Origin of the sequence: Corynebacterium kroppenstedtii DSM 44385 (assembly GCF_000023145.1) — a bacterium.
Classification (GTDB): Bacteria; Actinomycetota; Actinomycetes; order Mycobacteriales; family Mycobacteriaceae; genus Corynebacterium; species Corynebacterium kroppenstedtii.
This window is the reverse complement of sequence record NC_012704.1, coordinates 1,188,604-1,211,010: the sequence shown is the minus strand read 5'-3', so window position 1 is coordinate 1,211,010 and position 22,407 is coordinate 1,188,604. Positions and strand designations below refer to the sequence as shown.

Annotated in this window: 19 protein-coding genes; 17 read left to right on the top strand and 2 right to left on the bottom strand. The window is 55.1% G+C overall.

What is annotated here, in order from left to right:
* The first annotated feature begins 87 nt into the window (after nt 1-87).
* Nucleotides 88-1,368: a histidine--tRNA ligase gene (gene hisS / locus CKROP_RS05015; protein ID WP_012731657.1), complete on the top strand. Its 1,281-nt coding sequence runs from the start codon at nt 88-90 to the stop codon at nt 1,366-1,368.
* On the opposite strand, the gene CKROP_RS05010 is transcribed toward hisS, so the two are convergent.
* Nucleotides 1,357-2,817, bottom strand: a complete 1,461-nt coding sequence (locus CKROP_RS05010) for an FAD-binding oxidoreductase (RefSeq protein WP_012731656.1) — start codon at nt 2,815-2,817, stop codon at nt 1,357-1,359. The two genes, hisS and CKROP_RS05010, sit on opposite strands and share 12 nt — an antisense overlap.
* A gap of 66 nt (nt 2,818-2,883) precedes the next feature.
* A complete protein-coding gene (ypfJ, locus tag CKROP_RS05005) occupies nt 2,884-3,729 on the bottom strand; it encodes a KPN_02809 family neutral zinc metallopeptidase (protein ID WP_012731655.1) in 846 nt (281 codons plus the stop codon).
* A 162-nt stretch (nt 3,730-3,891) separates the two neighbouring features.
* Between ypfJ and aspS the strand changes: the two genes are divergently transcribed.
* From aspS to aroQ, 16 genes are all read left to right on the top strand, one after another.
* Nucleotides 3,892-5,685 (top strand): aspartate--tRNA ligase, encoded by a 1,794-nt coding sequence (aspS, locus tag CKROP_RS05000; protein WP_012731654.1) that lies wholly within the window; start codon nt 3,892-3,894, stop codon nt 5,683-5,685.
* Between the two features lie 86 nt (nt 5,686-5,771).
* Nucleotides 5,772-7,049 carry a phosphotransferase family protein gene (locus tag CKROP_RS04995; RefSeq protein WP_012731653.1) on the top strand — a complete coding sequence of 426 codons (1,278 nt, stop codon included), beginning with the start codon at nt 5,772-5,774 and terminating at the stop codon, nt 7,047-7,049.
* Between the two features lie 19 nt (nt 7,050-7,068).
* Nucleotides 7,069-8,448 carry a replication-associated recombination protein A gene (locus CKROP_RS04990; RefSeq protein ID WP_012731652.1) on the top strand — a complete coding sequence of 460 codons (1,380 nt, stop codon included), beginning with the start codon at nt 7,069-7,071 and terminating at the stop codon, nt 8,446-8,448.
* A 150-nt stretch (nt 8,449-8,598) separates the two neighbouring features.
* A complete protein-coding gene (locus CKROP_RS04985) occupies nt 8,599-9,240 on the top strand; it encodes an ABC transporter permease (RefSeq protein WP_012731651.1) in 642 nt (213 codons plus the stop codon).
* Between the two features lie 2 nt (nt 9,241-9,242).
* A complete protein-coding gene (locus tag CKROP_RS04980; RefSeq protein WP_012731650.1) occupies nt 9,243-10,505 on the top strand; it encodes an ABC transporter ATP-binding protein in 1,263 nt (420 codons plus the stop codon).
* Nucleotides 10,498-11,349 carry an ABC transporter permease gene (locus CKROP_RS04975; protein ID WP_012731649.1) on the top strand — a complete coding sequence of 284 codons (852 nt, stop codon included), beginning with the start codon at nt 10,498-10,500 and terminating at the stop codon, nt 11,347-11,349. Before CKROP_RS04980 ends, CKROP_RS04975 begins: the two co-directional genes overlap by 8 nt.
* A 107-nt stretch (nt 11,350-11,456) precedes the next feature.
* Nucleotides 11,457-12,425: a glycine betaine ABC transporter substrate-binding protein gene (locus CKROP_RS04970; protein WP_237698447.1), complete on the top strand. Its 969-nt coding sequence runs from the start codon at nt 11,457-11,459 to the stop codon at nt 12,423-12,425.
* A gap of 313 nt (nt 12,426-12,738) precedes the next feature.
* On the top strand, nt 12,739-15,399 hold the full coding sequence (gene alaS / locus CKROP_RS04965) for an alanine--tRNA ligase (protein WP_012731647.1): 2,661 nt from the start codon (nt 12,739-12,741) through the stop codon (nt 15,397-15,399).
* Entirely contained in the window at nt 15,377-15,901 is a 525-nt protein-coding gene (gene ruvX / locus CKROP_RS04960; RefSeq protein ID WP_052292359.1) for a Holliday junction resolvase RuvX, read from the top strand. Before alaS ends, ruvX begins: the two co-directional genes overlap by 23 nt.
* Nucleotides 15,902-16,060: 159 nt before the next feature.
* Complete coding sequence (gene mltG, locus CKROP_RS04955) at nt 16,061-17,227, top strand: endolytic transglycosylase MltG (RefSeq protein WP_012731645.1); 1,167 nt, start codon at nt 16,061-16,063, stop codon at nt 17,225-17,227.
* The gene (locus CKROP_RS04950) at nt 17,217-18,197 is read left to right on the top strand and encodes a shikimate dehydrogenase (protein WP_012731644.1); all 981 of its coding nucleotides are present in this window, start codon (nt 17,217-17,219) and stop codon (nt 18,195-18,197) included. The genes mltG and CKROP_RS04950 overlap by 11 nt, the downstream gene beginning before the upstream one ends.
* A 119-nt stretch (nt 18,198-18,316) precedes the next feature.
* Nucleotides 18,317-18,823, top strand: coding sequence for a prepilin peptidase (locus CKROP_RS04945; RefSeq protein WP_012731643.1), 507 nt, complete (start codon nt 18,317-18,319; stop codon nt 18,821-18,823).
* A 138-nt stretch (nt 18,824-18,961) separates the two neighbouring features.
* A complete protein-coding gene (aroC, locus tag CKROP_RS04940; protein ID WP_041628827.1) occupies nt 18,962-20,182 on the top strand; it encodes a chorismate synthase in 1,221 nt (406 codons plus the stop codon).
* The gene (locus tag CKROP_RS04935) at nt 20,183-20,758 is read left to right on the top strand and encodes a shikimate kinase (protein ID WP_012731641.1); all 576 of its coding nucleotides are present in this window, start codon (nt 20,183-20,185) and stop codon (nt 20,756-20,758) included.
* Nucleotides 20,755-21,945, top strand: coding sequence for a 3-dehydroquinate synthase (gene aroB, locus CKROP_RS04930; RefSeq protein WP_012731640.1), 1,191 nt, complete (start codon nt 20,755-20,757; stop codon nt 21,943-21,945). The genes CKROP_RS04935 and aroB overlap by 4 nt, the downstream gene beginning before the upstream one ends.
* Before the next feature lie 23 nt (nt 21,946-21,968).
* Nucleotides 21,969-22,406, top strand: a complete 438-nt coding sequence (gene aroQ / locus CKROP_RS04925; RefSeq protein WP_041629317.1) for a type II 3-dehydroquinate dehydratase — start codon at nt 21,969-21,971, stop codon at nt 22,404-22,406.
* Nucleotide 22,407 lies beyond the last annotated feature (1 nt).

Below are 22,407 nucleotides of genomic sequence, written 5' to 3'. Positions count from 1 at the left end.
GTGTCATCTCGTTGAGGGGCGGTTACAGCACGCGGGGTCGCCGTCGGTCGGCCAGCTGATTGCCCCCATTCGCTATAGTGTGAATCCGTGAGTACATCCTCGAAGCCACGTAAATTCACTGCTCCTAAAGGCGTTCCTGATTATGTTCCGCCGAATTCTCACGAGTTCAACGCTGTTCGCTCGACTTTCCATCATTGCGCGACGGTAGCTGGGTATGAGCCGGTTGAGCTTCCGATCTTCGAGGACACTTCACTCTTTGCTCGGGGAGTTGGGGAGTCCAGCGACGTCGTCACGAAAGAGATGTACACGTTCGAAGACCGAGGCGGACGTTCGATGACGCTTCGTCCCGAAGGTACAGCTGGTGTGATGCGGGCAGTCATTGAGCACGGACTTGATCGTGGTCAGCTCCCCGCGAAGCTGGTGTATGCAGGACCGTGCTTCCGCTATGAGCGGCCACAAGCCGGCCGGTATCGTCAGTTCCAGCAAGTCGGTGTTGAGGCGATTGGTGTTGATGATCCCGCCCTCGATGCCGAGGTCATTGCGCTTGCGTATCGGTGTTTTACATCGTTGGGACTGATGGGATTCCGGCTGGAGTTGACGTCATTGGGGGATTCCACTTGCCGGCCTGCATACCGGGAGAAACTCCAGGCCTTCCTGACGTCGCTACCACTGGATGAAGAGACACAGCACCGTGCGCAGATTAATCCGCTCCGGGTTCTGGATGACAAGCGTCCAGAAGTTAAGGAAATGACGGCCGACGCACCGCTCATGCTTGATTATCTTTCCGACGAGGCTCGCGCGCATTTCGAGACGGTCACTGGAATTTTGGATGATCTGTCGGTTCCGTACACGATCAATCCGCGCATGGTGCGTGGCCTGGACTATTACACGAAGACATGCTTCGAATTTGTCCACGATGACCTCGGTGCCCAGTCTGGTATCGGCGGGGGAGGCCGCTACGACGGCCTGATGGCTGAACTCGGTGGCCGCGACCTTTCTGGTGTGGGCTTCGGACTCGGTGTGGAACGCGCACTTCTCGCGTTGGAAACTGAGAAGAAGACGGTGACCGACGGGAGCCGAGTGGAGGTGTACGGCGTGGCCATGGGGGAGGAAGCACACCGACGCATGCCCGTCATCATTAATGACCTCCGTCAATCCGGAGTACGCGCGGACATGTCCTATGGTCACCGTGGGCTCAAAGGCTCGATGAAAGCCGCCGACCGCGCAGGTGCTCGTTTTGCCCTGGTCATTGGGGAAGACGAGCTAGCCAAATCCATCGTGCAGGTCAAGGACCTACACGAAGGTGAACAAACCGCCGTCCCCCTTGACCAGGTCGTTCAGGAAGTTCGTGGTCGGTTATCGGCGTAGATAGTGGTACATGCCCCCGGGGTTCATGATTGAATCCGGGTCAACCGCCTGTTTGATAGCGAGGTGCAGGTTTTGCGCTCCCTCATCTAATTCATGGGGGAGCCACTTGCTTTTAAGATCCCCGACGCCATGTTCGCCTGTGATGGTGCCTCCAAGGGATAACCCGAGGTGGATAATCTGCTCAAACGCATCTTGGGCACGAGCGCAGGATTCCTGGTCATAGGCGTCGAAGAATAAGGCCGGGTGCGTATTTCCGTCGCCGGCATGTGCAATGGCCGCGATGACGACCCCGGTGTTTTTCCGAATCGCGGCCAAACCATCGAAGAAATCCGCCATGGAGGAGCGAGGAATACATATATCCTCGATCAGTTGTCCGCCGCCGTGATTCCGCTGGTACAGCTCGTTGGCCGGATGAACCATTCGTCGAGCCGCAACAAGAGCATCGTTGTCTGCGGGATTATCCGAAAACGCAATGTCGATGGCATTGTGTTTGTCCGCAATCGTTGTGAATTCTTCGGTGTCTTCCTTCGCCGTCGTCGAATCAGACTGCATGATCAGCATCGCGCCGACATTTTCATCGAGACCGAAATCCTTGAGCTCATTGAGCATAGAAATGGTGAGACCGTCGAGCATCTCAAACATGGACGGGCGGTAACCAGCCCCCATGTAGGCGGCAACCGTTTCTGCAGCGTCGCGCTCCGAGGCGAATGTGGCCACTGCGGTTAGGGGAGTAGGCGGTAGGGGGATCAGTCGAAGGGTGGCCTCGACGATAACTCCGAGGGTTCCTTCTGAACCGACGAAAAGCTGAGCGAGCTCGAGCCCTGCAACGCCTTTCGCAGTTTTGTGGCCGACTCGAGTCAAAGTTCCATCGGGAAGGACAACCTTGAGTTCACGCACGAAATCTCGGGTAACGCCATATTTCACGCAGCACATTCCACCCGCATTGGTCGCAATATTTCCGCCGATGGTGGACATTCCCACCGATCCCGGATCGGGTGGATACAGTAGCCCGTGCGGCCGGAGCGCACCTTTAAGGTCCTGATTAACAATGCCAGGCTCTACCGTGACTGTCTGGTTGAGTTCACTAATTTCGAGGATGCGATCCATCGACTTCACTGAGAGCAGAATGCAGTTTTCTTTAGCATTAGCCCCTCCGGTTAAGCCAGTTCGGGCTCCTTGAGGCACGACGGGAATGCCGTGTTCGTATGCGAATCGAACGACAGCTTGGACGTCGGCGATGCTCCTGGCTCTCACAAGGGCCAAGGCGCGGCCACTTGTCGGTTGAGGAGCCTCGTCGTGGGAATGCGCAGCGATGACATCGTCGTCAAAGGTAATCGTGCCGTTAAAATCGTCGACGAGGATGGCAAGCTCGCGAGCCAACCTATCGCGATCTGATTCTGGTGAATCTGAGTCAGCCGACGAGTGCGGGGTCGGGACACGGACGGACATAGTGAACTCCTAAGGATTAATAAACAGTATTCGACGGTAGTTGAGGGTATAAAAGCAGCCACCGTGTTATTCGTTAAACGATTGTTTACACGCGCTCATCGTGCCGTTCTTATACCCCTTGAGGAAAGAACTTTTACGCTCTTCCGATGATCCGTGTGTCCACTGGTCTGGGTTGACGGACTGGCCCGATTGTTTCTGGATGGCGTCGTCGCCAATGGCTTGGGCCGTAGTCACTGCTTGCTGGACTTGGTCATCGCTGAGTGGTTCAAGGATCGCGTCATCGCCTTGAGCAGCATGGTTTGCCCATATCCCGGCGTAGCAATCCGCCTGAAGCTCCATCTTGACAGCGTTGGAGTCTTCTCCGGGGTTGTTGTAGTCGCTCAATCCCAGCGTGCCCTGAAGGTTTTGGATATGGTGCCCAAATTCATGGGCAACGACGTACTCCTGCGCGAAAGGCCCGTTGGAGCCGCCCATGTCTTTCAGCTGTTGGAAGAATGACGTATCAAAATAGGCTGTGGAGTCTGACGGACAGTAGAACGGGCCGGTTGAGGAGCTAGCCTGCCCGCACCCTGTCGAGGTTGACCCAGAAAATAGGGTTAAGCCCGGCTTGGTGTAGTCGATATTTGCCTGTTCGGGCAAAATCCTGCTCCAGACCCGGTCCAGGGAAATGCCTGTGTACTCGACGCGGCAGTGATCATATTTGTTCGCGTCAGCACCAGATTTACATTCCTCGCGGTTCGCTTGGTCATGTCCACCCCCGCCACTGCTATTAATGAGATCAGCCGGATTTCCACCAAGTAGGAGGTATAAGCCGACTATAACGATGGAGCCTATGCCACCACCTGCAGCGATCCGTCCACCACCGTGGGAAGCGCGCGAGCCCGAGGCCTGAAAATCATTCTTAAACGTCACATCTCATATTCTGCCAAATGCTGCACAGAAGTAGAGAGCCGGACGCCAAATAGGATTGAGTATCGGGTAGAGTGAGGGGCCGAGTGTGCCAACAACCGTTTATAGGTGGTATCACCTCACTCTAGTGATAGATCTCTCAGGATATTTTGGAAGGACTGCCCTGTGCATCGCACACACCTTGCCGGTGAACTTCGTTCTCACCATGTAGGCCAGACCGTGACATTGAGTGGCTGGGTCGCTCGTCGTCGTGATCACGGTGGCGTGATTTTCATTGACTTACGCGATCGATCGGGTCTGGCGCAGGTTGTTTTCCGCGATTCTGATGTTGCTGCACAGGCACACCACCTTCGCAGCGAGTACTGCATCCGTGTGACGGGTGTAGTCGACGCTCGTCCCGAGGGCTCCGAGAACCCTAACTTGGATTCGGGCGCCATCGAGTTGAACGTCAATGAGCTGACCATTCTGAACTCGTCGGAGGCTTTGCCTTTCCAGATTGACGATCAGTCATCGTCCGGGGAAGTCGGTGAGGAAACTCGCCTCAAATACCGCTACCTGGATCTTCGACGGAAAACCCAGCATGATGCGTTGGTTCTCCGCTCGAACGTCAACCAGGCTGCGCGGTCAGTGCTCCTGAAGCACGACTTCCACGAAATCGAAACCCCCACGTTGACACGGTCGACGCCGGAGGGTGCTCGTGACTTCCTCGTTCCCGCTCGTCTACGTCCGGGCTCGTTCTATGCTCTCCCGCAGTCTCCTCAGCTGTTTAAGCAGCTGCTGATGGTTGGCGGTATGGAACGTTATTTCCAGATTGCTCGCTGCTATCGCGACGAAGATTTCCGCGCTGATCGGCAACCCGAGTTCACGCAGCTCGACGTCGAGATGAGCTTCGTCGACCAGGACGACGTCATTAGCGTCGCCGAGGAAATCCTCACCGCCATTTGGAAAGAGATCGGTTACGACATTCCGACCCCGATCCCGCGCATGACCTACGCCGACGCCATGAAGTACTACGGGTCGGATAAGCCTGACCTCCGGTTCGACATCAAGATTGTGGAGTGCACGGAGTTCTTCGCGAACACCACATTCCGCGTCTTCCAGAACCCCTACGTTGGCGCAATCGTGATGGAGGACGGAGCCTCCCAGCCACGTCGTCAGCTGGACGCCTGGCAGGACTGGGCAAAGCAGCGAGGCGCCAAAGGGCTGGCTTATATTCTCGTTGGCGACGACGGCCAACTCTCCGGCCCTGTCGCAAAGAACATTACCGACGCTGAACGCGAAGGTATCGCTGACCATGTCGGAGCTAAGCCTGGCGACTGCATTTTCTTCGCGGCCGGCGATGCTAAATCATCACGCGCCTTGTTAGGCGCAGCACGCGGTGAAGTTGCCCGGAAGCTGGGTCTTATCAAGGAAGGCGATTGGGCATTTACCTGGGTTGTTGATGCTCCGCTCTTTGAGCCGGCAGCTGACGCGACGGCAGAAGGCGACGTGGCCTTAGGGCACTCCGCATGGACCGCCGTCCACCACGCCTTCACGTCCCCGAAGCCAGAGTGCATGGACTCCTTCGATAAAGATCCTGGGTCTGCACTGTCCTACGCCTACGACATTGTGTGCAACGGAAACGAGATCGGTGGCGGCTCAATCCGTATTCACCGCTCGGACGTGCAGCAGCGTGTGTTCAATGTCATGGGTATTTCGGACGAAGAAGCACAGGAGAAGTTCGGATTCCTCCTTGAGGCAATGAAGTTCGGTGCACCGCCGCACGGTGGTATCGCCTTCGGATGGGACCGTATAGTCTCCCTCTTGGGTGGCTTTGAGTCCATTCGCGATGTCATTGCATTCCCGAAGTCCGGTGGTGGCGTCGATCCTCTCACTGATGCACCAGCGCCCATCACTCCTGAGCAGCGCAAAGAATCAGGCATCGACGCTAAACCGAAGAAGAAAGAAACGAAGAACTGATTTTCCATGCGAACAGCGTTTCGGCGGGTTTACTGTACGTGATGGAACGGGAATGTCCCGGCGTAGACAAGGAGTAGTGGCACACAGTGCTATCCACTGATGCGGTCATGAGCGCAGCCTCTGACTTATTGGGTAACAGGCTTGGCGGCCAACCCCACCTGTCCGATCCAGAGGATCTAGGAGGGTCAGGGTCTGCGTTAGTCTTGCGTGCACGCGTCGCCACTAACCCGTTCTTGCATGAACGAACAGTGATCATTAAGCAACTGCCGCCAGAGTCGCTGAGCGGCCCTGATCCAGCACTCATTCGTGAGATCGTCGCCTATCAATTCACCAATTCGCTGGCTAACGAATCTCGCCCTGGTCCGGTCATGTTGGCATATGACCTGGATAAGCGGTTGATGGTCACCACAGACGCTGGTTCCGTCGACAATCTGATCGACGTATGGAACACCAGCTCTGACGACGATAAAGCGAAGCTGGTGAGGCGGCTCGGAACATCCTTGGGACGCATGCATCGTGCGACCGCTGGGGCCGAAGATGATTTCGCAACTCTCCTTCGTCGCATGATGTCCCGCGCAAAAGCCGGCCGTGAGTTAGTCGTCGCTCGTGGACGTGTTCTTACTGACGCCATTGACTACGGATTAAGCATGGTGGGGAAGCTCGGCGTTTCTGTCCCGGCAGAAGTGTCAGACTTTGCTGCCGATTCATCACGACGGTTGGCGTCGGGGCAGCACAGGGCCTTTACTCCCTTCGACCTCTCACCCGACAACATTCTGTGTGGAAACCAGAGGATCACGTATCTCGACTTTGAGTGGGCTGGATTCCGCGATGTCACCTTCGACGTTGCGTGCGTTATCGCCGGCTTCCCTCAATACGCCGAGGGCACTGCTCTTAACGGAGAACTCAGCCGCAAGTTTGTTGATGCGTGGCGTCACGAAGTGAGCGGAATGTGGCCCAATGTCCTCAACGACGAACGCTTGCGGGCGCGAATAGTCACCGCCCTGGTGGGGTGGTCGCTTCTGTCACTAGCCATCTTGGAAGCTGGAGGGCTCACCGCGCTGATCGATAAGGTGCGGCTCACCAGTGACAGCGGCGAAGACAACACATCTGCCGGTGGAACCGTCGGTACGAAGGACTCTGAGGATTCGGATCTGGACCGGTCCATTGACTTTAGGGGACAGCATATCCTCCACGGTCGTGCGCGAACGCGAGATCAACTGGTCATTCGCCGCGACATTATTCAGACGTTTGAAGCTCTCGGAGCTTTAGCCGAGCATGGCCAGGATCCCCGATTCCCCGCTGTCTCAGCGTTCAGCCGAGAGGTCTGCACGGCAGTGAGAAATCTGGAGCGCTCCGGCTCGTAACTTATGAGGAACCCCATTTATGACGGATGATGACACGAACTCGGGTCAATCCGGATTGTTCGGCAACCCGCTCGACACCTCTTCTTCAACGGATTCGTCGGCGGACTATTTTCATCCCGGGTCGTCGGCGCCTCTAGCAGTGCGTATGCGGCCGCGTAACTTGGATGAGGTCGTCGGCCAAGAGCACGTTCTTGGGCAGGGTTCGCCATTACGCCGTCTCGTTGAGGGGGCGGGGGATTCGTCGGTGATCCTTTTTGGTCCACCGGGGACCGGTAAAACGACGATCGCGTCCCTTGTTTCCTCCACGACGGGGCGTCGCTTCCGGGTACTCTCTGCTCTGAGTTCTGGAGTCAAAGAGATTCGGAGCGTCCTCAAAGAAGCACGTCAAGCCCTTATCGACGGCGTTCAGACCGTCCTTTTTATCGACGAGGTCCATAGGTTCTCAAAAACCCAGCAGGATGCACTTCTCGCGGCCGTCGAAAACCGAACAGTGCTGCTTGTTGCTGCGACCACTGAGAACCCCAATTTCGCCGTCGTCGGGCCACTGCTCTCACGGTCATTGCTAGTTCAGTTGGAGCCTTTGGATGACGAGGCTATACGTACGGTCATTAACCGCTCTGTCTCATCACAGCGGGGGCTCGCTGGAAGAATTCGTATCGACGACGACGCTGTGAACTCGATTGTCGCGATGGCAGGCGGCGACGCCCGACGTGCGCTGACCTATGTGGAGGCGTCAGCACAGTCACTGGACGATGGCGAGACCATTACGCCGGAGATCGTCGCCAATAATGTTGATCGGGCTCTGGTGAAATATGACCGTGATGGTGACCAACACTATGACGTGATTAGTGCCTTCATTAAGTCAATTCGTGGATCTGATGTTGATGCTGCTTTGCACTATCTGGCGCGGATGGTGGAAGCGGGGGAAGACCCACGGTTTATAGCGCGCCGGCTCGTCATTCTTGCGAGTGAAGATATCGGGATGGCGGATCCCAGTGCCCTTCAGACTGCCGTCGCGGCGATGCACGCGGTATCGATGATCGGCATGCCTGAAGCGCGTATCACGCTTGCCCAAGCGACCATCCACCTTGCTACCGCTGCGAAATCAAATGCGGTGATTGTGGCCATTGACTCAGCGATCAAGGATGTCAGGAAGGGGAAGGCTGGAGCTATCCCCAGACACTTACGTGATGGCCACTATGAAGGTGCGAAGCGTATCGGTAGCGCTGTGGGTTACGTGTATCCGCATGATGACCCTCGTGGCGTTGTTACGCAGCAATATCCGCCGGATGAGGTGGTAGAGCAGCACTATTACGTGCCTACTGCGCATGGCGAAGAGCGAGCCCTACAATCGCGTCTCGAGGCCATCGAAAAAATTGTGAGAGGAAAGAATTCGTAACTGTTGAATTTTTCGACACACGAAAAATTCATCTACTGTTCTTTTTCGATACTCTGCAGAATGCTTTGCTGGGGCCTATAGTGGTCACTACGTACTTCTAACGATTGATGGCCATTGCGAAGGCGTGACCATCGAGGAGTTGACCACAGCATGGCGGAATTTATTTCTGCGCGGTGGCAAGACATTCTTTTTCGGTGCTACCAACATGGAAGCCTCGTTATCCAGTCGCTGATTATCGCTTCCATTATTGCCTTAATTTTGGCGGTTATTGTCACGTCTTTTCGCACACTAGCGCCTATTGCCAATGCAATTTCTGCTATCGGCCTCACAATCCCGTCGTTCGCTCTATTGGGAATGCTAATTCCAATAGTCGGAATTGGGACTTTACCGTCTATCGTCGTCGTGTGTTTTTATGCCACGTTACCGATACTTCGAAATGCTGTGGTCGGTTTAGATGGAGTTAGCCCGACTTTAGTTGAAGCTGCCCGCGGGCAAGGTATGAGCTCATTTGGAATTTTAACCAAAGTAAAGTTACCTATCGCCTGGCCAGTCATTATGACGGGTATTCGTGTATCGGCTCAAATGTCCATGGGAGTGGCCGCTATTGCTGCCTATGCACTAGGGCCTGGTCTTGGTGGCTACATCTACACCGGATTGAGCCAAATTGGCGGCGCGAACGCTGTGAACTACGCGGTAGTCGGAACAGTCGGCGTTGTTATCGTTGCACTCATTGTTGATTTTGCGCTTATTGGATTCGGCCGGCTCACCATCCCGCAAGGCTTGAGAAGGTAAAAATGTCATCATTAAATACCCATCATCACCGGATCCAAGACTCGGGACACACGAGACAAGGATCAGACCCTGTCGGCGAAACCTCAGGCCGATCAGGCGTCGATATTGTGCTCGACGGCGTACAGAAAAAATTTCCGGGCCAAGAGACGCCGGCTGTCACGCATTTAGATCTCACGATTAATGCCGGTAATACCGTCATCTTCGTCGGGCCGTCGGGTTGTGGGAAAACCACTTCTCTCAAAATGATTAACCGGCTTATTGAACCGACGTCGGGGCATATTTTTATCGACGGTGACGATGTGACCAAGAAAAATGCCACCGAGCTTCGACGGAAGATTGGTTATGTTATTCAGGGCGGAAGTCTTCTCCCACACCTCACAGTAGGGGACAACGTCGGACTCGTCCCTGGACTTTTGAAGTGGAAAAAGAGTGATATCAGCGCTCGAACGGACGAGCTTTTAGACATGGTTGGCCTCGACCCATCGGTCTATCGGGACCGTTACCCGCGGGAACTCTCGGGAGGTCAGCAACAACGTGTGGGGGTTGCTCGTGGTCTTGCCGCTGATCCTCCGGTCATCTTGATGGATGAGCCTTTTGGGGCCGTGGATCCGATCACGCGAAACCACCTGCAAGATGAGCTTCTTTCTATTCAAGAAGATCTTCACAAAACGATCATCTGCGTGTCCCATGACATTGATGAAGCAATCAAACTAGGCGACAAAATCGTTATCTTTAACGTTGGTGGGGTTGTTGAGCAATATGACACGCCCCAAAATATTTTGGCATCCCCGGCTAATGATTTTGTCGTTGATTTCGTAGGATCAGGATCTCGTTTGAAGCAGTTAGCGCTTCTTAGGGTATCGGATATGCAACTCGATCAACCGCCAATATGCCACATAGGTGATCGAGTCGATGAGGTTACCGAACGGGTAATGCGCACTGGAGAGGATTCTGTCGTCATTCTCGACGAACGCGGAAGGCCTAAAGACTGGGTTTATCTTGACGGTATTTCACGGTTTGACTACGTCCCGACGCCAACGGTGAAACTTCAAACCGTCGTGGACCTCCGATCTACGCTCAACAATGCCTTAGATTCCATGCTCTCCTCGAGCCATGGTGGCGCAATGGTGACAGATCGCGATCGATACGTCGGCACTATTAACTACGACAAAGTTAATCAGTATGTCCACCAGCAAACACGACCGGATCATGAGGCAAAACCCATCCTCTGGAACTCGGGCACGGAACGTGATGTCGATGTCTAAAGTGACGGACCAACAAGACTTGTCCACGGCACGAAGCCTTCAACCAGAGCAATCGCACAATACCCATCGCGCATCACGTCGTGGGCTCTCCAGCAAGATGCGCAATCTTGAGATGACTAAGGAGGATAAGCTCCTTGTCTTTGGGACGCCGGTCCTTATCCTCGTGGTGTTCGGGGCCTGGTTCATATGGCGGACGACCACAACGCTGACGGATGTGGAAATGCGGCAATTGGCCTGGTCAGTGATTGGCCGTCGAACTCTGGAGCATCTTCGCATCGTCGTGATCTCAGCGATTATTGTGCTCGCCGTGGGCCTGCCTCTGGGGATCGTGCTCACACGACAGCGCATGAAGTTTTTAGTCCCCATCGTCACCGGAATCGGTAATGCGGGGCAATCGGCACCTGTTATTGGTGTGATCGTGCTCCTGGCGATGTGGTTGGGCTTCGGCACTCCGGTCGCTATTTTGTCCCTCTCTTTGTATGCATTTCTCCCCGTATTGGCGAATACCATCGCCGGACTCCAGGGCGTCGACAAAGAACTTATCGAAAGCGCTCGGGGCATGGGAATGACGCCGTGGCAAATACTGTGGCGCATCGAAATTCCTCTGGCGTCCTCGGTCATTCTTAATGGTGTTCGCACTGCATTGGTCCTATTAGTAGGTGTCGGGGCCTTCGCCACCTTTATTGATGCTGGTGGGCTCGGTGCTCTGATTCAATCCGGAATCGTCTTATTCCGTTACCGCGTCTTGGTTTCTGGAGCAATACTCGTCGCATTGTTGGCATTGTTTGTGGATTGGATCGGCCGAATAGTCGAGATAACAGTGACCCCAAAGGGAATATCATGAGATTCGGCTCACGTAACCGCTCACATAACTTCGGTAATCATCCATCCAGCACAAGAACCCTGAACGGCGGAATAAGGCCTGGTAAAGGTGAGCGCGTTACTTACTCAGTGCGGAGGGCCGCGTACACGATCGTTGCTTCCGTGTTATCGGTGTTCTTAATCGGTTCGCTAACTGCGTGCGGATTGGGCACGTCGGGAGGTTTTACCCACAATGGTGAGCTAGCGGGTCCCGTCGAGGGGAAGTCTGTTGATGGAGCCCATGTCGCCGTGGGATCCAAAAACTTCACTGAGCAAATTGTATTGGGGAAAATTGCGGTCACACTTCTTAAATCTGCGGGTGCCCATGTTGACGATCTGACCAATATTCCAGGATCCAATAGTGCTCGATCTGCGATGCTTCGCGGCAATATTGATATGCAGTGGGAATACACGGGCACAGGATGGATCTCGTATCTCGGTCACGATGATCCAATTGAGGATAGCCACCAGCAGTACATCGCCGTTCGCGATGCTGACAGAAAGAACGGCTTAACCTGGTTACCGCCGGCTCCTATGAACAATACGTATGGGTTAGCAATACGGCAGGGGAAAGCTAAGCAGCTCAATATCACGAAGATTTCTCAGATGAAGGATCTTCCCCTGAATGAGCGAACGTTCTGTCTAGAGGCTGAATTTGCCAATCGTAATGACGGTTTCCAGCCGATGCTCGCGGAGTACGGGATTCCGCCAGTGCCTTCGTCCAACATTTCTTTAATGGATACAGGTGCTATTTATTCCGCGACTGATCGTGGGGGGTGTAACTTTGGTGAAGTCTTCACAACGGATGGTCGTATTAAAGCGCTGAACTTGCGAACTCTGGAAGACGACCAGCACTTCTTCCCCAAGTATAACGTAGCTCCCGTATTTCGGACTGATCTCATCAGGAAGTATCCCCAGTTAGAACCCCTTTTTGAACCAGTGGCACAGAAACTCACCAATGACGTTCTTCAAGATCTCAACGCGAAAGTCGACGTGGATGGTGATGAACCTTCTGAGGTAGCGTGGGATTGGCTCCGCGAGGAGGGCTTCGTGAAGTAGACCAAGCACAACTCTCCAAACATCCGGCGGGCATTCCGGCTCAGAGATCCGTCGGTTAACGCACTTGGTCTATTCCGTTCTGTATAGTCCGAAGCCCGTTGTCCTTAGCACTGCGGCACGCTGTACTCTGTTGGCTAGACGGTACAGTGTTTACCGACCATTTTGTTAACGTCAGCTCCGCACCTGTCGGACTACGGTCATCCGAGGATGTTAACCATCAGGCGCTCATGCGCTGCGTGGTTTTCACCCTATGGGGGACGTACGCCGGCCGATAGACTGTGGGGCTTCACCATGTATAAAGCGAGGTTCGTTCGTGTACACACACGAGATCAGGGAACGGTTCACGGAACACTTTGTTAAAGCTGGGCACACGTCCGTCCCCAGCGCGTCGCTGATCCTGGACGATCCGAACCTGCTCTTTGTTAACGCGGGAATGGTTCCCTTCAAGCCGTACTTCTTGGGTCAACAAACCCCTCCGTTTAACACGGCTACCTCCATCCAGAAATGTGTGCGCACACTGGATATCGACGAAGTCGGCATTACGACGCGCCACAACACGTTTTTCCAGATGGCGGGCAATTTCTCCTTCGGTAACTACTTCAAGGAAGGCGCAATTACCCACGCCTGGGAGCTGCTCACCAGTTCAGTTGACGACGGGGGATTCGGCCTTGATCCTGATCGGTTGTGGGTCACCATCTATCAGGATGACGACGAAGCTGGCGACATTTGGCACGACAAGATAGGTATTCCGCGTGAGCGTATCCAGCGGCTGGGTATGGCGGATAACTATTGGTCGATGGGAATCCCCGGACCATGTGGCCCCAGCTCCGAAATCTATTACGACCGCGGACCGGAATACGGTAAAGAAGGCGGCCCTGTTGTCGATGACACTCGCTACATCGAAATCTGGAACCTTGTGTTCATGGAAAAAGAGCGCGGCGAGGGGACCGGCAAAGAGAATTTCGAAATTCTTGGGCCACTCCCGAAGAAGAACATTGATACCGGCTTAGGTATCGAGCGAGTCGCCTGCATCCTGCAGGGCGTTGATAACGTCTACGAAACTGACCTTCTCCGCCCAGTTATTGATGTTGCCGAAGAACTGACGGGAGCTCCCTACGGGGCACGTCACGCTGATGATGTCCGATTCCGAGTTATCGCCGATCACTGCCGTACCGCATTGATGCTCATTCTCGATGGCGTTGCCCCCAGTAACGAGGGACGCGGCTACATTTTGCGACGCCTCCTGCGGCGTATCGTTCGGTCTGCTCGTCTTTTGGGCGCGACGCACGAAACCATGGAGCGGTTCATGGAAACCGTCCGTCGCACCATGACCCCGTCGTACCCTGAGATCGAAGACAACTGGGAGCGCATTCGGTCCACCGCTGTAGCCGAGGAACGCGCATTCTTGGCGACTCTGGAATCGGGTGAAAAGCTCTTCACAACCATCGCGGAGGACCTCAAAGCCCGCGGTGAGACTGTTTTCCCCGGTTCCGACGCCTTTATCCTGCACGATACGCACGGTTTCCCCGTCGATCTGACTGCAGAAATGGCTAATGAACAAGGGCTGACCTTGGATCGTGATGCCTTCGATCGTCACATGCAGGACCAGAAGGCCCGGGCTAAGGCCGACAACCGTGCGAAGAAACACGGACACGCGAACCTGTCAGTGTATCGCCCCTTCGTCGACAACCATGCGACGGTCTTTACCGGCTATGACACCCTGGAAGATGAGGGAACCATCCTGGGGATGGTGTCCAATGGTCAGCTCGTTGAAAAAGCAACTGAGGGTGACCACGTCGACGTCATTCTTGACCGCACCCCCTTCTATGCAGAGTCCGGCGGGCAAATGGCCGATCATGGAGAACTGTCGACGGCCGGTGCCCGCTTGAAGGTCAATGATGTGCAGAAGATCGGTAAGAAACTGTGGGTGCACAAGACCGAGGTAACCGGTGGCGAGATCGCCGTCGGGATGAAAGTGGAGGGCAAAGTTGACCCCCAGTGGCGGCACGCTGCACGCCAAGCCCATTCGGGTACGCACCTGATTCACGCTGCTCTGCGGCAGGTGTTGGGGCCAACAGCGGTCCAGGCTGGGTCTATGAACAAGCCTGGCTACCTGCGGTTCGATTTCAATTTCAACCGCCCACTTACCGATGGCCAACTGAAAGATATTCAGGACATCGCCAATTCCGCGGTGGACGCCGACTACACCGTTAACACCATCGAGACTTCCCTCGACGAGGCAAAGAAGATGGGGGCTCTGGCGCTTTTCGGTCAAAGCTACGGTGACTGGGTTCGCGTCGTCGAAATTGGTGGCCCGTTCTCTATGGAACTCTGCGGTGGCACACACGTTGACCACGCATCACAGGTTGGGCCCATCGCTGTTCTAGGCGAATCGTCAGTGGGATCCGGTGCGCGCCGCATCGAAGCCTATACAGGTATGGACTCCTTCCGTTACCTGGCTCAGCAACAGTCGACGCTGACCACAGTGGCGACGTCGCTCAAGGCTCCAGCCGACGACGTTCCTGAGCGCGTTGACCAGTTAGCTGCCCGTCTTCACGACGCTGAACGTGCTGTTGCACGTGCCCACCAGCAGGCTCTCCAATCTAAGGCGGACGAGTTCGTGGCTCATGCTCAGCGTCTCAACAACGTTACGGTGGTAGCGGAGAGCGTGTCGGACGTGGAGGCCAAGGATTTGCGTCCGATGGCGCTAGACGTCCGAAACCGGTTAGGCAATGAGCCTGCAGTCGTCGTTTTGATCAGTTCTACTGGCGATAAAGTGCCCTTCGTCGTGTCAGCGAACGAACAGGCAACCGGTAATGGGATCAACGCGAACTCGCTCGTGAAAACCATCGGCCAATCAGTCAACGGTCGTGGCGGCGGAAAACCCGATATGGCCCAGGGCTCGGGTAGTGATGCCACCGGCATCTCGCACGCACTGGATGCCGTCCTCGATGACCTTAAGAAGCAGGGATAATTTATTGGTGAAAAACATTGTCCCTGACCGTCCAGGAGAGGATGATCCTGGCCCCGGTCGTCGCTTGGGGTTGGACGTCGGCACGGTTCGTATTGGCGTTGCTGTGAGTGATCCCGATGGCATTCTTGCCACGCCGGTCTCTACCGTCGCGCGAACGACGAAAAGGCGCGGGCCCGATGGCGAAGACATTGATTCCATCGTTCAGCTCGCGCACGACTACTCGGTGGTTGAAGTCATCGTGGGATTGCCAAGGATGTTGGACGGATCCGCCGGCTCATCGGTTAAACACGCTCAGGATGTGGGTTTCCGCATCCGTCGTCGACTGGAACGCGACGGAGTTGATGTCCCCATTCGATATGTCGACGAACGCATGACTACCGTGATGGCCCAATCCAACCTCCACGACGCTGGGATCAGTGTCAAAGAGGGGCGATCAGTTATTGATCAGGCAGCGGCGGTCGAGATCCTTCAGACCTGGTTAGATCAGCGTCAACGACGTTAGCGGAATGGTGGTGACCGCCCACCAAAAGTAGCAATTCTTCGACAGTCAGAGAGCATTTGTGGTAGTTGAATACGTCCACGCTCTCTGATTTAGTGGAATGGCTACAGTTACCTATTTGTCCTGTATCTATTTTCCCTGTCCCCGGAGCTAGGAGAATTTGTGCCATCGAGCCGAACACGTCGTCGCCGTCATCTTGCTGGGCATAAACAAAACGCCATAGCCGTGACGGTGGCGTTAGCTGTGTTGTTGGCCGGCGTGATTACTTACGTCGTGTACCACAACGTAGCAGGGGACAAGGACGATTTTTCGGGGAACGGAAACTCGACGTCGGCCCTGGTCAGAGTGGACGAAGGGGACACGATTTCCTCGCTGTCCTCGACGTTGGTGGACAAGAAAATCGTGTCGTCGCGTCGTTCGTTGATGAATGCGGCGAAGAGCAAGGGGAATGCTGTTAACCTGCAGCAAGGCTATTATGTCCTGCATCAAAAAATGTCCTCCCAAGCTGCTATCGACGCGCTGATGTCCGACGAAGCTCGACGAGGGGTCGTCGACATTTCGACCGGGGCTACTTTGCATGATGTCCATGTTGTCGGCGGACAGACGCGGGCAGGCATATTTTCTTTAGTCGCTAAACAAGCGTGCGTTTCTAAAGATAGTGACTGTGTTTCTACTAGTGATCTTGAAAAAGCCGCGGCGAATAGCAGTTTAGAGGAATTGGGTGTTCCATCATGGGCGTCCAAAGCAGTGTCGGCGCGTGGAAACGATTCCAAACGGTTGGAGGGGCTTATCAACCCCGGTGTCCACATTTTTGACCCCACTGCATCGCCCACAGATATTCTCAAAACACTGGTCAGCGAAGGTGCCAAGGCATACGAAGGCACCGGATTATCGTCAGCAGCGCAAACCGTGGGGCTGTCGGAATATCAACTACTGACGGCTGCGTCACTCGTCGAGCGTGAAGCACCCCAGCAGGATTTTGCGAAGGTTGCGCGAGTCATTAAGAATCGCCTCGATAAACCGATGAAACTCGAGTTCGACTCGACGGTTAACTACGGGTTGGACGAGCAAGAGGTCGCGACGACGAACGAGGACCGTGAGAAAAAGACTCCGTGGAACACGTACGCAATGGAAGGATTGCCTGCGTCCCCCATCGCATCGCCATCGCTATCTGCGGTGCACGCGATGGAAAAACCTGCCGACGGTGACTGGCTGTACTTCGTGACGATCGACAAGAACGGCACGACCGTGTTCAGCCACGATTTCGCTGACCACGAGGCAGCGATTAAAAAAGCCCAAGAAAGTGGAGTTCTTGACAGTGCCCGTTAGTTCCGAAGAACGGCAAGGAAGCGACAGTCGAGAAGGGCTCAATCGGCATTACGCCGCAGTGCTGGGAGATCCTATCCAGCATTCCCTTTCGCCCGTGCTCCATGACAATGGCTTTCGGGCGGCTGGCCTCGAGAATTGGTCGTACGAACGTATCCGTTGTCCCCAGGGCGAACTTGAAAAAACGATTAATTCTTTAGGCCCCGAGTATGAGGGCTTCTCAGTCACCATGCCGGGCAAATTTGAGGCCCTGGATTTTGCGGACGAAGTCACTGAACGCGCAAAGCTCATCGGATCTGCCAATACGCTGGTGAAAAAGCCCTTAGCAGGCGCTGAAGAGCCGTCAAGAGGTAGTGTTTCTGGATCGACTCAGTGGCGTGCAGATAACACCGATGGTGAGGGCGTAGTAGGAGCCCTTCGGGAGCTTCTCACAGCCGAGACCTCTTCTTCCGGGAACGACTCCGACGACGCGACCATGGTCACGAACGCTGTCATCGTGGGTAACGGTGGCACCGCCCGGCCTGCTTTGTGGGCTCTTGCTCAGTTGGGATGCCGCAACGTCACTGTGGTAGCTCGATCATCGCGCGCGGAACAGCTTCGTCCGCTAGCGGAAGAACTGGGTGTCGACTTTTCATGGACACTGTTCGAGCGCTCAGAGAAGGCATGTGCTCATGCCGACGTCCTGGTGTCAACAGTCCCGGCGGTGGCAGCCGAACCCTACGCAGACCTGTTGTCGAGGTCTTCGGCGGTATGCGACGTGATCTACAGTCCATGGCCGACGCCACTGATATCGCACTGCCTCGCGGTACGAACGCCGTGCGTCGGCGGAACGACGATGCTTTTTTACCAATCGCTCAGCCAATTTGAGCAGTTCACCGGGCATCAAGCTCCTCAAGCGGCGATGCGACAGGCTTTGAAAAAAGCCTCTGGGGTTCCCGTCGGGGTTCTCGACGTTCCGGGGAGTGCGAGCTAAAGATATTCCGGTGAGATAGCGCCGGAAGTTATCCACAGGCTCGTTTTATCCACAGCTTCGGTGTCCGTGAGCGCGAATAGAATCACTCTGCCCTCCCTGATCGTGATGAAATCGCGACCATGCAACAGAGTGAGCATCCGCTCTTACTAGGCCTGGCCCTCTCGACCCATCACATTGCGGTCACAGCTTTCATTGTGGCGAGCATTCTCTGGGCGCTCGGGATCGTATGGCTTGATTGCCGATATCGCCTCATCCCGTGGCGCCTAACTCTGATCGGTTCGGCGATGGTCATCGCCGGAGAATCCTGGCTTTTTCACGAGTGGACAGATGTACTGTGCTGTTCCGCCATCTGGTCAGGTTTTTACGCCTCTGTTGCCTTAGTGGGGGCATTCCTTGGTTCTCGACGGCCGGGAATTGGTGGCGCAGACATTTTAGTTGCTGCAGCATGCGGAGCATGGCTCACGCAAGGGGGAGCATTGCTGGTCATTGTGGCCATAGGTTGCGCCAACATCATTTCGGTCCTATGCAGCCTGTACATCGTGTACCGCCATGGGCCACCAGAAATAGCCCACATTCCAGCGATGATGGGTGGGGTAGTCGTCGCCACTATGGCAGGCATGATGTAAAACGGTCACGATCAATACGGACAGACGGGGTCAGTCCCGCGAGGAACGATGCACCCGTTATCGTCCCTCTGACAACCCAAGCTTGTAGATTTAGAATTCTGATAGCTTTACATGGCTACTACGTGGAAGAATGACTGTATGTTGCGTTGGAGCACCGCCGGAGAATCGCATGGTGAAGCGATTGTCTCCACAATGGAAAACATGGTTGCTGGCGTCCCACTCTCAACACAGGACGTGGCTTATCATCTAGCACGACGTCGTCTGGGGTACGGCCGTGGTGCACGGATGAAATTTGAACAAGATGAAGTCACACTTCTCACTGGTGTCCGTCACGGCCGCACATTGGGTAGTCCCATCACCATCGTGATTGGCAATACGGAATGGCCCAAGTGGACCACCGTCATGGCGCAAGATCCGATTGACCGTAACGATCCAGATGTCCAGGCAGCTATGAACTCCGGCCGGGGAGCGCAACTCACTCGGCCACGTCCTGGTCACGCGGACTTCGCTGGCATGGTGAAGTACGGGGCCCATGACGCGAGGAACATTTTGGAGCGCGCCTCTGCGCGGGAAACTGCTGCCCGGGTAGCCATCGCCACCGTTGCTCGTTCTTTCCTCCGTGAAGTATTCGGCGTTGAAGTCTTTAGCCACGTCGTCAGTATTGGCGCGTCGGAGGTCGACGACACAGCCCAGCCGCACTTTAGCTATCTCACACGCATCGACGAATCGCCTGTACGTGCTTTTAGCCCGCGGGCCGAAGAATCCATGATTAATGAAATCAAGGCGGCCAAAAAAGCCGGGGATACTTTGGGCGGCGTCGTTGAGGTTATTGTCGACGGCCTTCCTACCGGATTGGGATCGCATGTGTCGGCGGAGACTCGTTTGGATGCCCGTTTAGCTGGCGCATTGATGAGTATCCAGGCGATTAAGGGAGTCGAGATAGGCGATGGATTCGCCGAAGCACGTCGGCGTGGATCGGAAGCTCACGATGAAATGGTTCGCAACGACGGACACGTCACAAGGCTGACGAACCGTGCCGGTGGCCTCGAGGGCGGAATGACTAATGGCGAAACGCTCCGAGTGCGCGCCGCGATGAAACCAATATCCACAGTTCCGCGAGCACTATCCACCATTGATATGGAGACTGGCGATGCGGCATCTGCCATCCACCAGCGTTCCGACGTGTGTGCTGTTCCCGCCGCCGGCGTCGTCGCGGAAGCGATGGTAGCCCTTGTGTTGGCACAGGCCGCTTTAGATAAATTCGGTGGTGACAGCCTTGCGGAAACCAAGAACAATGTTCAAAGCTATCTTCATCAGGTGAGTCAACGCTTGAGCTTTGACTCTGAGGTAGGAGAGTGAATGAAACCACGGGTTGTATTGATTGGTCTGCCTGGTGCCGGGAAGTCCACTATCGGACGTCGGCTTAGCCGTGCTCTCGGCCTCGACCTCGTTGACTCTGATGAACTCATTGAACAACGGTGGGGCGGAATGACGTGTGGCCGTATTTATGACCATTTGGGTGAAGAGCAATTCAGGTTAGTCGAGGAGGACGTCATTGCCGACGCCTTGACTACCGGAGGCATTGTTGCACTCGGTGGTGGGGCAATTGTTTCGTCGGTGACTCGTCGACGCCTCGTCGGCCATGAAGTCGTATTCCTAGATGTATCCGCGGAAGAAGGTTATCGACGCACCCGTGGTTCCCTCACCCGGCCGGTGCTGCAGTCAGAGGATCCAGAGCAGCGCTATCGCGATTTGGATGAGCAACGTCGTCCCCTGTACGAGGAGGTCGCGACTCTTCGCATTCGGAGTGATCGCCGTGGCCCCCAGAAAGTCGTCGCCACCATTCTGAATTATCTTGAAACGAGTGAGTCCCGGGGGTCGATGATCCCCGACACCGCTGATGAATCCGCTGTTGCAGTAGAGGAATTTCTATGAGTACACCTAGTCGCGAGTCGACCAACACGGCGAGCGGTACAGGGCCGTGGACAATCCCGGTGAACGGCAATAAACCGTATGACGTCGTGATAGGCCACGACCTCGTAGGCTCAATCGAAGCTGCAGCTGATTCCTACTCAAAAGTCGGAATTATCCACCAGCCCACAGTTGCCGTCGCAGCCCACCGCATAGCCGATACATTGGCGGCACGCGATATATCCTCCTTCCTCGTAGAAATTGACGACGCTGAACAAGGGAAAACCTTCGACGTCGTCACTCGGTGTTGGGACGAGTGCGCCAAACATGGCGTGGGCCGACGCGACGCGATTATCAGCGTCGGCGGCGGCGCGGCAACTGATGTCGGCGGATTCGTGGCGGCGACATGGATGCGCGGCATCGATGTCATTCAAGTGCCGACCACGGTGTTGGGAATGGTCGACGCGGCCGTCGGCGGGAAAACAGGTATTAATACACCAGCTGGCAAAAACTTGGTGGGTGCTTTCCATGAGCCATCGGCTGTATTTGTTGATCTCGACTTTATTAACGATCTTCCTCGTGAGGCGATCGTCGCAGGTAGCGCAGAAATCGTGAAAACCGGATTTATTGCGGATCCGGAGATCACCAAACTCTATGAGCGTGATCCCGATCGGTGTCTCGATGTGACCGGCGATTTACCCGAGTTAATTCGCAGAAGCATCGCTGTTAAAGCGTCGATGGTTTCGCAAGATCTTAAAGAATCAAGCTTGCGTGAGATTCTCAATTATGGGCACACTTTTGGCCACGCTATTGAGAAGGTCGAGCACTACATGTGGCCTCATGGTCATGCGGTTGCGGTGGGAATGTGTTTTGAGGCAGAACTTGCCTGCGTGACGGGGCATCTCAGTGACGCGGTCGTGCAGCAGCATCGAACGATTCTTCAATCATTGGGTTTGCCTACGCATTATGATGCTGCTGCGCTCGATGATCTCATCGATGCGATGAAGATGGATAAGAAGAACAGGGACGGGAAGATCCGATTCGTGATCCTTTCTTCCCATGATTCGGATTCCCACGATCCTGATACGGGTAGTGGGTTGTCAGCTGGGGATAATTCCAGCCAGGTCCCATGCCCTATTCGGCTAGCTGGGCCTAATTATGAGGACCTTCAGACTGCCTTTATTCGCATGAATAACAGAGGGGAGTCGTAGTGACTACTGATAACAAGACAGCTTTGCGAGTATTAGTTGCCAATGGTCCCAACCTGGATCGTCTGGGCAAACGGGAACCGGATATTTACGGATCCACGACGCTCGAGGACGTCCAAACCATGCTCCGCGAACGCGCTGAATCCCTCGGTATTAGCGTGAGCTTTTATCAATCGAACCATGAGGGCGACATGATCGATCGTATTCATCATGCCGCCGATGAGGGCGAAGCTGTCATTATTAATCCGGGAGGATGGACGCACACATCGGTGGCCCTCCGCGATGCGTTGGCTGAGATCGCTGACGGTGCAGGCTTTATAGAAGTCCACATTTCAAATGTGCATTCTCGTGAGGATTTCCGACGGCATTCCTATCTGAGCCCGATTGCCCGCGGGGTTATTGTGGGTTTGGGAGTTGAGGGCTACACCTACGCTCTGGATTTCCTTGCGCGCGGTGAAAAATAAA